The following is a 13,529-nucleotide window of genomic DNA, read 5'->3' as shown; positions in this document are numbered from 1 at the left end:
ACAGAGAACCCCGGGGGTGTCAATCATGGGTATCCTGTTGAATGAAAGGCCAAAAGGTGGATTTATTTGTGATATATTTAACACATAATGAGGCGTTTGATCATCAAAACCCCCCTGCTAAAAATATACTTGTTATCGATTCTTATCCTTTTCGCGGCAACCGGGACGTTTAAAACTTCAAAAGCATCCACCGATTCGGGTGTAACGACCTCCTCTTCAATTCAAAACCCGACCCAAAAGCCCCAGGGCAATTCCATCGATGCTCCAGCCGATCTCGGCTCCTTAACCCCCTCGGCGGGAGGGACATCGACGCCGGGGTCTCCGACCACGGAACTGAACGATCTGGACTCGGAGCCCTTTGTAGGGTCCTGGGAAGATTATGGTCTGTCGCTGCTGTTGATCGCGCTGGCCGTTCTTCTAACCAAGAAGCGGTTTCGCCTGTTTCAGGCCAAATGGGCCCTCGCCGCCCTTTGTATCTTTCTGGGAATACGCTACCTCTACTGGCGGGCCTTCTACACTTTAAACACGGAGGATTCCTGGGCGACGAGCATCAGTCTGATCGTCTACATGGCCGAGGTTTACGGTATCCTCGCTGTCCTCTTGTTTTTTATTCAGGCGGTCAAGCCGACCGACCGATCCGCGAGCCCGCCGACTGAATCCCAACGGCCGACGGTGGACATCTTTGTCACGATTTACAATGAGTCGTTGGATATCCTGTATCAGACGCTTATCGGATGCCTGGCCATCGACTACCCGGCCGGTTTTAAAAAAGTCTATGTCCTGGATGATGGACATCGGGACGAGGTCAAACGTCTTGCGGAGCGTTTGGGTTGCCAGTACCTCCGTCGCGCGACCCACGACCATGCGAAGGCCGGGAACCTCAATCATGCCCTGACCCAGTCCTCCGGAGAGTTGGTGATGGTTCTGGATTGTGATCACGTCCCGGTCCGAACTTTTCTTAATGAGACGGTCGGTTTCTTCACGGATCCGAAGGTTGCCTTCGTGCAGACCCCTCATTACTTCTATAACCCGGACACGTTTCAACGGAATCTCCGACTGGAACGGGAAATTGTCAATGAACAGGACCTTTTTTTCTATGTCATACAACCCGGGCGTGACGGTTATAATTCCAGCTTCTTCGCTGGGAGCGGCGGGATATTCCGCCGGTCCGCCCTCCAAACGATCGGCGGGTTTCAGGTGGTGACCCTCACCGAAGACCTCCATACGAGCATGGTCCTGCACGCGAAGGGATACCGGTCCGTCTATCTGAACAAAATTCTGGCGGCGGGATTGGCTCCCGAGAGCTATCAGAGCTATCTGAAACAGAGACAGCGATGGACACGAGGCGGTATTCAGGTCTTTCTTTTGGACAACCCGCTCTGGAAAGCCGGGCTGTCCGTTATGCAGCGGATTAATTATTTCAGTTCGCTCTTTTATTTCTTTCACGGGTGGCCCCGTCTGGTTTATCTGACGGCCCCGCTTTCATTTCTTCTTTTAAATTATCCTCCTTTAGTAGCGCCTATTCCTGTCCTTCTCAATTATTATTTGCCTTACTATCTAACATCGTTCATGGCATTCAACGTCGTCAGCAAGAAATTTCGCAACCCTTTTTGGTCGGATGTGTATGAAACCGTGATGTGCTTTTTTATCAGCTGGACGTCGCTGGAAACGGTTTTTACGCCGACCAAGAGCAAGTTCCATGTGACGCCGAAGGGGATGCGGTTTGATAAGGCTCAGTTGGCTTGGTCCTATGTGATGCCCCACATCCTGCTTTTCGCCGTTTTGTTGGTCGGGCTCGCTGTGGGGGGATATCGCTTATGGAATCGCGATTACAATTTTGATGCCACCCTGTTAAGTGTCGTCTGGACCGTGTATAATCTGGTCATCCTGATGGCTGCGGTCATCGTGGCCCGCGAGCGTCCCCAGAAACGGTCGTCGCCTCGCTTGTCCCGAAAAATCGAGTGCGAACTGAAGTTCGGGGGTCGAACCCTTCTCGGAAAAACAACCGACCTGAGCGAGAGTGGTCTGTCGATGGTCCTCGATCGACCCGTGCTTCTCCCGCCGGTGATTGAGGTTCGCCTGGTCAGCGATTTCGGGGAGATCACCGAGATTAAGGGCGAGGTGATTCGGAACGATTCGCCGCCCTCGGGCGGTACCGGAATCGGAATCCGTTTTTTAAACGTCGGCGATGCACAGCGCCAGGGTCTTATCCGGCAGATGTACAGTTCACCGACGAGCTGGGCCGAGGCCCATCCGGGCACCTCCGCCACGTGGGCCTCGCTGGCCTACCTGGCAACCTCCGCCGGCCGGGCCTTGATCAGGGAAAGGATTCTCCGGCGGTTATCCTCCCGGATCAGGAGGCATCTGTCCTGCGAGGTGGTGGTTGGAGAACGTGTTTTCCATGGGACCACGGAAGACATCAGCAACACCGGTCTCCGGGTGTTCCTGAAGACCGACGAGGACCTTATGAAAGAGGTGACGGTCCGGTTATATCACGAGGACCGGGTGGTCTTCCGCATCCGGGGAGAAATTGTCCGGCGCATCAAATCGAAAGGGCCTGGGGCGATTTACGGAATCCGGTTTCTGGAACGTCAGGATCTCGAGCTGTCCTCCCTCGTCTGAAATCAAGGAGGTTTTCGTCGTCGTATGGGAGCGTGGAGTTTTTATTTCCTGGCCAAACTGTACTTGTATTTTCGGGGGTATCTTCGCCTCGATTTCCTATTGAACCTTCTTTTCATCGTCTTTCTGGTCATTCCCGTTCCGTCGCAACTGAAGTCTTTCCGGTTCCTCCACCTCGTCAAACATGTCTTCGGCGGAGTTTTGGGGGCCATGCTTCTATGGCATGAATCCTGGCTTCCGCCGATCGGGTTCGCGCTGAGTTTTGTCGAGCAGGGCGGGATGCCGTCGAAGGAATACGTCTTTCGATTCCTTTTGGAGTTCGTCAATCTCCGGGAGATCGCCGCGCTGGTCATCGTTCTGACCCTGGGATTTTTAATCCGCAATCGGGTTCGATTGACGCCGGTCGTTCTGCTTTTGTTCCTGATCGTTCCCCTCCGGAATTTTGGACAGCACCCGGCCGGGGTGGAAGGCGAGGTCCAGGCCTTTTATCGAGCGGAATCATCCCGGGTCGTCCATTTTCAGAAACCGATGACAACCCCCCCGGATTTCGACATCATTATTGTACACGTCTGTTCATTGGCCTGGGATGATTTGAAAGGCGTCGGCATGGAAACCGACCCCTTTTTCAAAACCTTTGATTATCTTCTCACCGACTTTAATTCCGTCACGGCGTACAGTAACCCCGCCGCCATCCGGCTTTTAAGGGCCAACTGCGGTCAGACCGCCCACGACGCACTCTACCGTGAGGCGCCGCGGGACTGCTACCTGGTTGAATCGCTTCGGGACCTGGGATTTAAAACCTATTTTACCTTGAATCATGACGGTGTCTATGGTCATTTTGCAGACCAGGTGAAGGCCTTGGGACATCTGGATGAGCCGTTGATTCCGACCGGGCTCCCGATCCAGGCCTACGATTTCGATGGATCGGCTATTTATAACGACTATGACGTCCTTGCAAAATGGTGGGCCCTTCGGCTGAAATCCCCCTCCCCGATCGCGGCGGTTTACTACAACACGATCAGTCTCCATGATGGCACGCATTGGGTGGGAGAGAAGGAATGGTGGAAGCGGGGCCGCACGACTCACTATCGAGAAACGGTGCAAAAACTCTTCGGGGATGTCGGGCGATTTTTCGATCTTGTGGCGTCTTCCGGCCGGAAGGCCGTGATCGTTTTCGTCCCAGAACACGGCATGGCGCTGCGGGGCAATGCGCTCCAGGTGGCCGGCCTGCGAGATATGCCGTTCAAACAAATCACCCAGGTGCCGGTCGGAATCAAATTCATCGGGGGAAATTCCGGTCGCGGAGACGGAGCTCAAAATGTCATTTCCAAACCGACAAGCTACCTGGCGCTTTCCTATCTGCTGGCCTCCTTCGTGGAACGAAGCCCGTTCGAGACCGGGGGGGCGGATTTAGATGTCCGCATCGCGAATCTTCCCGAAACCGATTTTTTGGCCGAAAACCAGGGAATCCGGATATTCAAAAAAGGCGCGGACTACTTTCTTTACGACAAAGAAAAGAAATGGATTGCACTTCCATCAAGCGTTGTCCCACAGACAGGAGGAACGTAACCCATGACCCGGTGGTTATTCCTCGGAGGCATCTTCTTTTCCGTCAACCTGTTTTTCAGCCCGGCCGCGCTTGCGTTGGAATATCTGGGCCTGCCCGGTTCGACCTGGGGTTCGGTGAGCCACGACGTGGACAGCCTGGTGGGCACCGGCGCGATGGGCTACGTAAACCAGGGGATCGACTGGGTCAAGCTGCCGGGGGCGATCACCTTCAACACCTTTGCCGAGTTTCGGTACCGGTTTCGGAGCGAGAACAAGGATTTTTATAACGCCTACAGCGCCGCGACGGGGATTGAATTCAAACGATCGCCTTTCCGACTGGGGATAGACTATGTCTGGGAGCGCTTTCCGGTTGAGGGCGACCAGTCGAATAATCTGCAGTACTATCTCGGGTGGTACTATGATTGGAACCTCAACCGTGGGTCGCGGAAGGTGTTGGGTTTTCCGGGATCGACGTGGGGCTGGTTAAGTCACGATGTGAACAGTCTGGTGGGCACCGGCGCGATGGGCTACGTCAACCAGGGGATCGACTGGGTCAAGCTGCCGGGGGCGATCACCTTCAACACCTTTGCCGAGTTTCGGTACCGGTTTCGGAGCGAGAACAAGGATTTTTATAACGCCTACAGCGGCGCGACGGGCCTGGAGTTCCAACGGTCCCCCTTTCATCTGGGCATGGACTACGTCTGGGAGCGTTTTCCGGCCGCGGGCGAGCAGTCGAATAAAGTCCAATACTACCTCACCTGGTATTACGACTGGGATTTGAAAGGCAAATAGGTCCCAAAGAAAGGGATCCGCCCAGTTGACAGCCGGGGCCGTTTTGACTATACTGACCTCCCCTATCGGTTAAAGAGGATACGGATATTATAAGGAGTGGACGATGAAAGTAATATTGCGGGAGGATGTCGAAACGTTGGGCCGCATGGGCGATCTGGTCAATGTCTCGGACGGCTACGCCCGGAATTTTTTGATTCCCAAAAAGAAGGCGGTCGAGGCCACGACAAAGAACGTCAAGGTTTTGGAACACGAAAAGCGGTTGATCGCGGACAAGGCCAAAAAGATGAAAAAGGAATTCGAGGTCCTGGCCGAGAAAATCAACAACATGCCTGTCACGATCCCGGTCCAGGTGGGCGAAGAAGGGAAATTGTTCGGGTCCGTGACGAATAAAGACATTGCGGAGGCCTTGTCGAAAGAAGGCATCGAGATCGACAAGCGAAAAATCCAGCTCGAGAACCCGTTGAAGGAAGTCGGCAGTTTTAGCGTCCCGATTCAAGTTTATCATGATGTCAAGGCACACCTGAAACTCACCCTGATCAAGGCCTGACCTCCAAGAACCCTTCGATTTCCTCCCCGACGGCCAATTGCTATTTCTCGACGGTTTGGGCTATAATCTCCCCACTTTTTCACGGAGAAAGGATGACATGGCCCACCTGCGAACTCGGCCGGACGGACGGCGATGGGACGAATTGCGCCCCCTCAAGATCACGCGGTCCTATCTGAAAAATGTTGAAGGTTCGGTATTGATCGAGATGGGCGATACCAAGGTGATCTGCTCGGTCACCGTCGAGGAATCCGTGCCCCCGTTCCTCCGGGGCAAAAACAAGGGCTGGATTTCGGCCGAGTACGGTATGCTGCCCCGTTCTTCGCGGGAGCGCATTCCGCGCGAGTCGGTGCGGGGTCGCGTCGGCGGTCGGACGCACGAGATTCAGCGATTGATCGGCCGATCTCTCCGTGCCGTGACGGATCTTGAGCGCCTGGGCGAGCGCACTCTCTGGATCGATTGCGACGTGATTCAGGCCGACGGCGGGACCCGGACCGCCTCGATCACCGGCGCCTTCATCGCGCTGGCCGATGCCCTTCTCCACGCTCGAAAACAGGGACGCATCGATCGCATTCCGATCAAGGATTATCTGGCGGCCGTCAGCGTGGGCCGGGTGCACGGTCAGGCCGCGCTGGACCTGTGTTATGCGGAAGACTCCAACGCCGAAGTCGACATGAACGTGGTCATGACCGGAAGCGAAAAATTCGTCGAGGTTCAAGGAACGGCCGAACAGCAGCCTTTCACCCGATCCGAAATGGATGCGTTGATGGATCTGGCCAAGAAAGGAGTCCGGCAACTCGTCACCCGGCAAAAGAAGTTGCTGAAAGGACTCCCGTTGTGGGAACCGTGACCGAGATCGTCGTCGCAACGAACAACCGGCACAAGTTTGAAGAGATCTCGGCCATTTTAAAGGGGGTGCCGGTTCGCCTGATCACGCTTTCCGATTATCCCGACGCCCCGGAGCTGAAGGAAGAGGGCGAGACCTATGCCGATAACGCCGTCCACAAAGCGCGGACGATCGCCCGATTTACGGGGAAATGGGCCCTCGGAGATGATACGGGGTTGGAGGTGGACGCTTTGAACGGCCAGCCGGGTCTCTTTTCCGCACGATTTGCCGGGGAGGGCGTCACGTTTGCGGATAACCGTCGCAAACTTCTCCGGCTGATGGAATCGGTGCCCACCGAAAAGCGAACGGCCACATTTCGGACCGTCCTGGCATTGGTCAGTCCTTCGGGCGTGACCCATGTGGCGGAAGGCGTTCTTCGAGGCCGCATCGCCGACCGGGAGCGAGGAACCGCCGGTTTCGGGTACGATGCCGTGTTTGATCTCCCGGAGTTGGGTAAGACCTATGCGGAGCTGTCGAGCGAAGAGAAAAACCGCATCAGCCACCGGGCCCGTGCGGTGCAAAAAATCCGGGAGCATTTGGAAAAGATAGTCGGGGTGTAGCGCAGCCTGGTAGCGCACCTGCCTTGGGCGCAGGGGGTCCCCGGTTCAAATCCGGGCACCCCGATAAAATTTTCCCCATTCACCATTTACGATTTACGCCCTGCGGCGAAAACTTTTTGTAAATAGGAATTTGAAAATCGTAATGGATTTGTTTTTGCGCCCGTAGCTCAGGTGGATAGAGCATCTGCCTTCTAAGCAGAGGGTCGCAGGTTCGAATCCTGCCGGGCGCGCGGCTTTATCCGTTGAGAATGAATTCGCCGTGCTCTATTGTTAAAGTCCGCAGGTGGATCCGACAGGGCATGGGTTTTAAGGCGGGGTTGAACTTGGCCGTTAAAATTTGGGGAATAAAGGAAGGCAGCCGGAGACCTCCCGCGTGAAATTCCAAGAATTTATAACCGATATTCTCTTCGTTCACGATGATCGGTTCGAGGACTACATCCAGGCGCGGGATCCAGCCCTCGGAGTTGGCATGAATCCGCAACGTCCCTTCCATAAATTCCACCGTTGGATGAATCGCCCCTTTCAAGGAGGACAGGTACGCATTCAAATCGGTTTCTGTGACCCTGAAATGGGGGGTCGCATCCAGCAGGCTGATGATTTCAAACTGTCCATCCCGTAATAGTTTAAAGGGGTTTACCGTGAGATCCGTAAGCTCCATACCGAGGTCCCGGACCGCCAGGGAATCCCGACCGGTGGGCTTCGATTGGATGAGGGCCGATTCCAGGTTGAAACTCACCCGTCGGAAACGTCCCGAAAGTGTATCCTGATCCGAAAATGGCTCCACGTGGATCGCCCATCCGCGGGGTTCCTTCGCGTATTGTCCGAGATAACCCATCAGGGCCGCCTCAAACCGCTGGATAAACGCCTCCGGCGTGATTCCGGAAACTGGCGTGACATCCCGAACGTAGATTTGAGCGGTGCTTCCGTCCGGAAGGGGCTGTTCCCATTTTTTCTTGAAAACCGCTTCGAATCCCTCCGGGTCCCGTTGGATCGTTTCCATGACCCCGATCGGGTCATGGGCGAACCCTTGGTCGCCGGTTTTTGTGACGACGAAATCGGTAAACATAGGAAACCTCACCCACGTCGTGACCTCTAGGGGATACCGTGTCAATTCGGAGTAATACTCAAAACCGTGTCTCTCGAACTCCGCCGTATCCGGTATGACACGAACCCGGGGGCGGGGATGATAGAATTTTTGTGTTTGGATGAACTCAAACGCCTCTTTCAACGGCCAGGCCTCCCGGTGGGGCGGGGAGGCCAGAAATGTGTTTATTACCGAATAAAGAGCGAGCCCGACCAACCCCGCTCTCGTAATCCAGGGATTCCAACGAAGATTTTTAAGCCAACCGATCGCAATCAGGCCGACGGCCGGCAAAAACGGCATGCTGTATCGGAAATCTTTGTTTCGAATCAGCGTGAGCACGGCATAACCCCCAACGATCCAAAATAACAGGATCGGGGTCCTTTTGAAATCGTCTCGAAAATAAAAAAAGATTCCAACCAAAAACAATGACAGCCAAAGATAGTTGAGGTCTTCTGGAAGCACCTGAGCATAATAAAAAAAGGATTGGGCTGTAAATACGGGCGGACTCCCTTTCTTAACCGCCACGTCATATCCGAATTTCGACGACATGACGAGCAAGTTCGAAAAATGCTCCATGAACCACGGAAGGATGATCAGGCCCCACGCCGCCCCGGCGGCCAGTATATTCTTTCCCCGTTTGATCCGGTCTTCTGAACGGAGGGCCTGCAAGACCAGATAGATCAAAGGAAGAAAAATAAAAAAAAGCGAGGTCCATTTGGTGAGGGTCGCAAGCCCGGCGGCCACTCCGAACAGGATTGAGGCTCCGAGACGTTGAAAGTCTTCCGTCCGCAACAGTCCATACATGGCCACCGCGGTCATGGCCATGGTCGGAATATCCAGCATGAACATCCGGGACTGGGTGGTGATGATCGGAAAGGATGTCACCGCCACGGCGGCCAGCAGACCGATTTCAGGTGAGTACAGGAGGGTGGCGAGCCGATACACCGCGACGAGCAGGAGGCCGAGAAAAAGTTGATTTAATATCCATGTGGCCGGGTCCGGTTCGGGAGACAAAAGGAAATAAAACACCGAAGCGGCCAGCGGAGCCAACGGCGGGTAATAATTATCCACGTTGAGGAGGGCCTCCAGGCCGCTGTTCGAATGATCCCGTCCCTGGAGAACATGGTAATAGCGGAGGCTGGATTTGAGATGATTCAGCGGATCATGGGACGGAGGAACGGTGTCCTGTCCCAGCCAGTGGAAATTGGTAAGGCCTAAGAACAGCCACCAGCCGAATAGAAGGACGGGTATACTGAGAAACTTATGGTATCCCGACATTCGCGAGAGTCTCCAGCGGACCCGAACATCTTGCGGCCGGGTTCTCACTTCTATAACATATTAGCGGCGTCTTCGCAACTTCCCGAAGGGAGTCGAGACAGGGGCCGTACGGCCTATCTGTTGACCGGGCAGGGTTGACAAGTCGTCCGTTTCTTGATAAAAACAAGACTTTGTTCACAAACGAATGCCGTCGGCCTTGAAAAAATATCGAAGATGGTGGTGACGAGACAGACGCAGGCCCGGTGGGTTAAACTCGCCCTTGCTTTTGTTTTGATGTCGGCCTGCCAATCCGGGTGGGGATGCAGCCATTCGACGGTCGAAACGATTCGCATCGCCGTGACCGGACCGATGACGGGCGATCAGAGCAAACAAGGGAACGATCTGAAAAACGGCGTCGAACTCGCCGTGACGGAATGGAATGAAAGAGGCGGGGTGCTGGGGAAAAAGATCGAGCTCTTGGTGGGCGACGACCAGCACGACCCCAAGCAGGCCGTGGCCATCGCGAACAAATTTGGGGATTCCGGCGTGGTGGGTGTGGTGGGCCATTGGAATTCCAGCGCCACCATCCCGGCTTCGGAGGTCTATCATCAGGCGAACATTCCGATGATCACGCCGGCCTCGACCAACCCGCAGGTCACCGATCGGGGGTATTCAAATGTGTTCCGAGTCTGCGGGCGGGATGATCAACAGGGTAAGGTGGCGGCCGAATTCGTCGTCACACAACTCAAGGCCAAACGGGTGGCCGTATTGCATGATAAGACCACCTATGGGCAGGGCCTGGCCGATGAGTTCAAAAAATCGTTGGACACCTTGGGGGGCGGACGCGTCGAAGTCGTTTACTACAGTGGAATTACCCAAGGAGATAAAGACTTCCGCGGTGTTCTGACGACGGTGGCCTCAAAAAAACCGGATGTTTATTTCTTCGGCGGAATCTATCCCGAGGGAGGGCTGCTGGTCAAGCAAGCCGAGGAGGTGGGCCTGAAGGCGCCGATGATCAGCGGTGACGGCGTCATCGATCCCGTCTTTGTCCAGATCGCGGGCGAAGCGGCCGATGGGACCTACCTGACCTTCAGTCCGGACACGACGAAAATGCCGGCCGCGCAGGGGGTGTTGAAACAGTATCGGGCCCGGTACGGCGAACCCGGGCCGTATTCCTTTTATGCTTATGACGCGGCCCAGGTCTTGTTGCGGGCCATCCAGTCGGCGGGAACCACGGACGGATCGAAAGTCAGCCAGGAGATTCATAAAAGCCGGTATGACGGAATCACGGGCCGACTTGAGTTCGATTCGAAAGGGGATTTGCTCACGACTCAATACGTGGTATGGGTCACAAAGAACGGAACATTCAAGGAGTTCTGGAATCCGGCCGGACAATAACGTGAGTCCGGCCAAGCGGGACGTTGGGACGATTTATGGACCGAAAGGTTGAGGCCGCCCTCGGGAAGGGGGTCATGCTGGTCGCGATGCCCACGCTGTTGGACCCGAACTTCCGGCAGACGGTGGTCTTGCTTTGCGAATACGGACCTCAGGGGGCGATGGGTCTTGTCCTCAATCGTCCGACGACGGTTCCGCTTTCCACCATTTATCCGGAGGCCGCGGAGAGGTATGGACGGGAAGAACCGGTGTTTGTCGGAGGTCCGGTTCAGACCGACGCGCTGATGATCCTGTACCAGGGCCAGTCGATTCCGACGGCGCATCGGGTATCGGGGGACGTCCATATCACCGGCGACCTGCATCGGCTGCAGACACTCCAAGGCCCCGTGGGATCCGATCGGGAGATTCGATTTTATCTTGGATACGCCGGCTGGGCTCCCGGCCAGCTTGAGATGGAACTTCGCGCCGGGGCGTGGAGATTGCTGCCTTGGGATCCAAAAATCGTATTTCAGGAGGACCCTCTCCGCATCTGGCCCCATTTGATGCAGACCTTAGGACAGGAATGGGCGGTTTATGCGGAGATGCCCCCCGATCCGCGACTGAATTGATCCGATCGAAAATCGGTCAAATCGTCCGGGCGCGGACCCGGAAATCCACGTTGTCTTTCACCCACTGCCAGAGACGCACTTGTCCGGCGGGATCCGCGTCCGCCTGAACCTGCGCGCTCCAACCCTTCATGACCTCGGCCTCGACCGTCCAGAGCCGCACCCGCTGGCGCGGAATGTATTTACGCCAATCATCCCCGACTTTGGGACTGGCGTAAGCGAGCCGGAGGGTGAGGTTTTTGGAGAGAAACTCGACAGGGGTCAAGTCGATCGTTTTATACAGATCGCGAGTGTCAACCTTGGCCGCTGTGGGTCCAATGTCCGGAATCCCGTCGCTGACGATCATGACGGTGATCGGGGCCAGAATCAGATTCCGTTCCTTCGATATCCGCGCCACCTGCTGTATGAAGGCGTTGAAGTCGGTCAGGGTGTCGGTCGCCGGAAACCATCCCCGGAGGTCGGCCTCGATCTGGGCGATGTCCTTGCCCTGAAAATCATGGATCGGATGAAACGCCTTGGGTTCGTCCATGCTTCTTCCGCCGATGGATCCGACGAACAACTCCCGGGGCATTTCCAAACCGTCCAGGCCGTTCATATGGCCGTAAATGTAATGGGCCAGAAACGAAAGGGAGTCGTCGTAATATCCCGAGGTTCGAAACGAACCGCTGGTGTCGACCCCGATGAAAAGTGTCATATGGGTCTTCCCCTCGGCCGGCTTCAGGTTGCAGGCCGATAGGGTCAAGGAAATCATCACGGCGCCGATCCACCCGATTAACCTCATCCGATTTAGACGCTTCATGGATTCACCTTCTTCGATTGGAGTTGCAGTTGGGCCAGGATTCCCTGCGGCTCCATGATCGCTTTTAAGTTCTTGAACGGGATACTGAAGACGGGGTACGATGCCACGAGAATCATCGCGAAGTTCAAGGCCGCGGCCAGGACTTGAAGAGCCGGCAGCGAAAGATATTCCAACATCTCTTGGCTTTTGTCGTGCAGCCAGCCGATTTCGCGTTTGAAATCTTCCAGCGGTGCGCGCCACCAGACCGGGCTCTCGGCGGTGGGCAGGACCGCCTCGACCCCCTCCGGCACGGTCATGGGTTTTCGGGAGATGAAGGCCAGAAGCGGCGGGGTGCCGAACTGCCCAAACAGAAACCAGGTCATGCCGCGGACGCCGACCCAGGCAAAGGCGGCCAGCGCCAGAGTTGAAACGATGCCCATGCGGAGTTCCTCGCTGGTCTGCTGCGCGATCCAGGGCGTGATCGCGTCTACCAGCTCACGATAGAGAAACATCACTTCAAAAAACATCACGAAGAGCTCGACCACAAGCATCTGGACCAGAAATTTGTACTCTTTGTTCTTGAAGGTGTCGAACAGGACCTGGAGACAGGCGAAGCTTCCCATGATCAGCAGGAAGAGAAACATGAACAGAACGGGTCCGGTAAACTCGGGCGCATCCGTTCCCACGAGATCGGCCAGGACCTCCGAAACGGTCGGGTACAGGGTATAGGTGAAAATCAAGGCCTCCAGCAAGCACCAGGCGATTAACAAAATGAAGGCGATCCACGGAACGCCGGGCTGGAAATAGCTCTTGGTCATCTTCCCGGTCATCGCAAAAGGAAGGAAGAGGATCTGCTTGAAGGCGTCCGTAATCAATCGCAACGCAAGACGGGTCAGCGTGAAGGCCCATCCGATGGCGACGGTGACGACGCGGAACAGTCCTACCCAATACAGCCAGATCGCCCGCGCCGCGTCCCACCAGGCCAAGAGGATCATCGTAATAAATTTGACGCGCCCCGAGCGGAAGGGGAGTGTGTAGATCGATAGCTGGGTGCACCAGACGGCGCTAACAATAAGCAGAGCCGGGAAGATCATCAGAATAAACTTTCCGGCCGCGATCCAACCGGAAGGTGAATCAAAAAAGAAATCCAGGATGGCCTGCTGCATGACCGGTATCCACGAGACCGGCGCCGCCAGGGTTTCGATGATTTCCTTCCATTGCTCGGGAAGTTGATCAAACATGGGGTTCCCTCCTTCGATGCGCTATATATAGGTAAAAATCAAAATAAGGAGCGGCGCTCCTCGATAACCCAACAACCAATCTCAAGATAACAGAAGACCGGGGCTTGTCAAGCGGAAGAGAAGGCTGTAATGACTTGATAAGCATCTTTTTTTTCCGAAGAAAAAAATTGGTCCGTGGAACGAAAATGTACGACGATGGACAGAACTGAACATCGGAGGA

At 55.4% G+C, this 13,529-nt stretch carries 11 protein-coding genes and 2 tRNA genes; 10 read left to right on the top strand and 3 right to left on the bottom strand.

Annotation, left to right across the window (positions count from 1 at the left end):
- Positions 1 to 96: 96 nt before the first annotated feature.
- The 8 genes from VMN77_02330 (at position 97) to VMN77_02295 (ending at position 7,179) form a co-directional block, all read left to right on the top strand.
- The gene (locus VMN77_02330; GenBank protein HTN42614.1) at positions 97 to 2,622 is read left to right on the top strand and encodes a PilZ domain-containing protein; all 2,526 of its coding nucleotides are present in this window, start codon (positions 97 to 99) and stop codon (positions 2,620 to 2,622) included.
- A gap of 24 nt (positions 2,623 to 2,646) precedes the next feature.
- Positions 2,647 to 4,188, top strand: coding sequence for a cellulose biosynthesis protein BcsG (bcsG, locus tag VMN77_02325; GenBank protein HTN42613.1), 1,542 nt, complete (start codon positions 2,647 to 2,649; stop codon positions 4,186 to 4,188).
- Positions 4,189 to 4,191: 3 nt separating this feature from the next.
- Positions 4,192 to 4,959, top strand: a complete 768-nt coding sequence (locus tag VMN77_02320; protein HTN42612.1) for a hypothetical protein — start codon at positions 4,192 to 4,194, stop codon at positions 4,957 to 4,959.
- A gap of 103 nt (positions 4,960 to 5,062) precedes the next feature.
- Entirely contained in the window at positions 5,063 to 5,506 is a 444-nt protein-coding gene (gene rplI / locus VMN77_02315) for a 50S ribosomal protein L9 (protein ID HTN42611.1), read from the top strand.
- Between the two features lie 97 nt (positions 5,507 to 5,603).
- Positions 5,604 to 6,353 (top strand): ribonuclease PH, encoded by a 750-nt coding sequence (gene rph / locus VMN77_02310; protein ID HTN42610.1) that lies wholly within the window; start codon positions 5,604 to 5,606, stop codon positions 6,351 to 6,353.
- The gene (locus tag VMN77_02305) at positions 6,350 to 6,949 is read left to right on the top strand and encodes an XTP/dITP diphosphatase (GenBank protein ID HTN42609.1); all 600 of its coding nucleotides are present in this window, start codon (positions 6,350 to 6,352) and stop codon (positions 6,947 to 6,949) included. The genes rph and VMN77_02305 overlap by 4 nt, the downstream gene beginning before the upstream one ends.
- Positions 6,940 to 7,013: transfer RNA gene (locus tag VMN77_02300), tRNA-Pro, on the top strand. The genes VMN77_02305 and VMN77_02300 overlap by 10 nt, the downstream gene beginning before the upstream one ends.
- A gap of 92 nt (positions 7,014 to 7,105) precedes the next feature.
- Positions 7,106 to 7,179 (top strand) — tRNA-Arg (locus VMN77_02295).
- Positions 7,180 to 7,184: 5 nt separating this feature from the next.
- On the opposite strand, the gene VMN77_02290 is transcribed toward VMN77_02295, so the two are convergent.
- Positions 7,185 to 9,311 (bottom strand): LmeA family phospholipid-binding protein, encoded by a 2,127-nt coding sequence (locus VMN77_02290; protein HTN42608.1) that lies wholly within the window; start codon positions 9,309 to 9,311, stop codon positions 7,185 to 7,187.
- A 219-nt stretch (positions 9,312 to 9,530) separates the two neighbouring features.
- Here VMN77_02290 and VMN77_02285 point away from each other — a divergent pair, with 219 nt between their 5' ends.
- The gene (locus VMN77_02285) at positions 9,531 to 10,688 is read left to right on the top strand and encodes a branched-chain amino acid ABC transporter substrate-binding protein (GenBank protein ID HTN42607.1); all 1,158 of its coding nucleotides are present in this window, start codon (positions 9,531 to 9,533) and stop codon (positions 10,686 to 10,688) included.
- 35 nt (positions 10,689 to 10,723) lie between these two features.
- A complete protein-coding gene (locus VMN77_02280) occupies positions 10,724 to 11,293 on the top strand; it encodes a YqgE/AlgH family protein (GenBank protein HTN42606.1) in 570 nt (189 codons plus the stop codon).
- Between the two features lie 16 nt (positions 11,294 to 11,309).
- Here VMN77_02280 and VMN77_02275 read toward each other — a convergent pair whose 3' ends face one another.
- Together VMN77_02275 and VMN77_02270 are read right to left on the bottom strand one after the other, a co-directional pair.
- The gene (locus VMN77_02275; protein ID HTN42605.1) at positions 11,310 to 12,089 is read right to left on the bottom strand and encodes a hypothetical protein; all 780 of its coding nucleotides are present in this window, start codon (positions 12,087 to 12,089) and stop codon (positions 11,310 to 11,312) included.
- A complete protein-coding gene (locus VMN77_02270) occupies positions 12,086 to 13,309 on the bottom strand; it encodes a hypothetical protein (GenBank protein ID HTN42604.1) in 1,224 nt (407 codons plus the stop codon). The genes VMN77_02275 and VMN77_02270 overlap by 4 nt, the downstream gene beginning before the upstream one ends.
- Positions 13,310 to 13,529: the final 220 nt, after the last annotated feature.

Source organism: Nitrospiria bacterium, assembly GCA_035498035.1.
GTDB lineage: Bacteria > Nitrospirota > Nitrospiria > JACQBZ01 > JACQBZ01 > JACQBZ01.
This window is presented reverse-complemented; position numbering and strand designations above follow the sequence as displayed.

Bases quoted from the DNA above. Each gene is read 5' to 3' on its own strand.
- bcsG (HTN42613.1), top strand. From the start codon at position 2,647: ATGGGAGCGTGGAGTTTTTATTTCCTGGCCAAACTGTACTTGTATTTT.
- VMN77_02320 (HTN42612.1), top strand. From the start codon at position 4,192: ATGACCCGGTGGTTATTCCTCGGAGGCATCTTCTTTTCCGTCAACCTG.
- rplI (HTN42611.1), top strand. From the start codon at position 5,063: ATGAAAGTAATATTGCGGGAGGATGTCGAAACGTTGGGCCGCATGGGC.
- rph (HTN42610.1), top strand. From the start codon at position 5,604: ATGGCCCACCTGCGAACTCGGCCGGACGGACGGCGATGGGACGAATTG.
- VMN77_02290 (HTN42608.1), bottom strand. From the start codon at position 9,311: ATGTCGGGATACCATAAGTTTCTCAGTATACCCGTCCTTCTATTCGGC.
- VMN77_02280 (HTN42606.1), top strand. From the start codon at position 10,724: ATGGACCGAAAGGTTGAGGCCGCCCTCGGGAAGGGGGTCATGCTGGTC.
- VMN77_02275 (HTN42605.1), bottom strand. From the start codon at position 12,089: ATGAAGCGTCTAAATCGGATGAGGTTAATCGGGTGGATCGGCGCCGTG.
- VMN77_02270 (HTN42604.1), bottom strand. From the start codon at position 13,309: ATGTTTGATCAACTTCCCGAGCAATGGAAGGAAATCATCGAAACCCTG.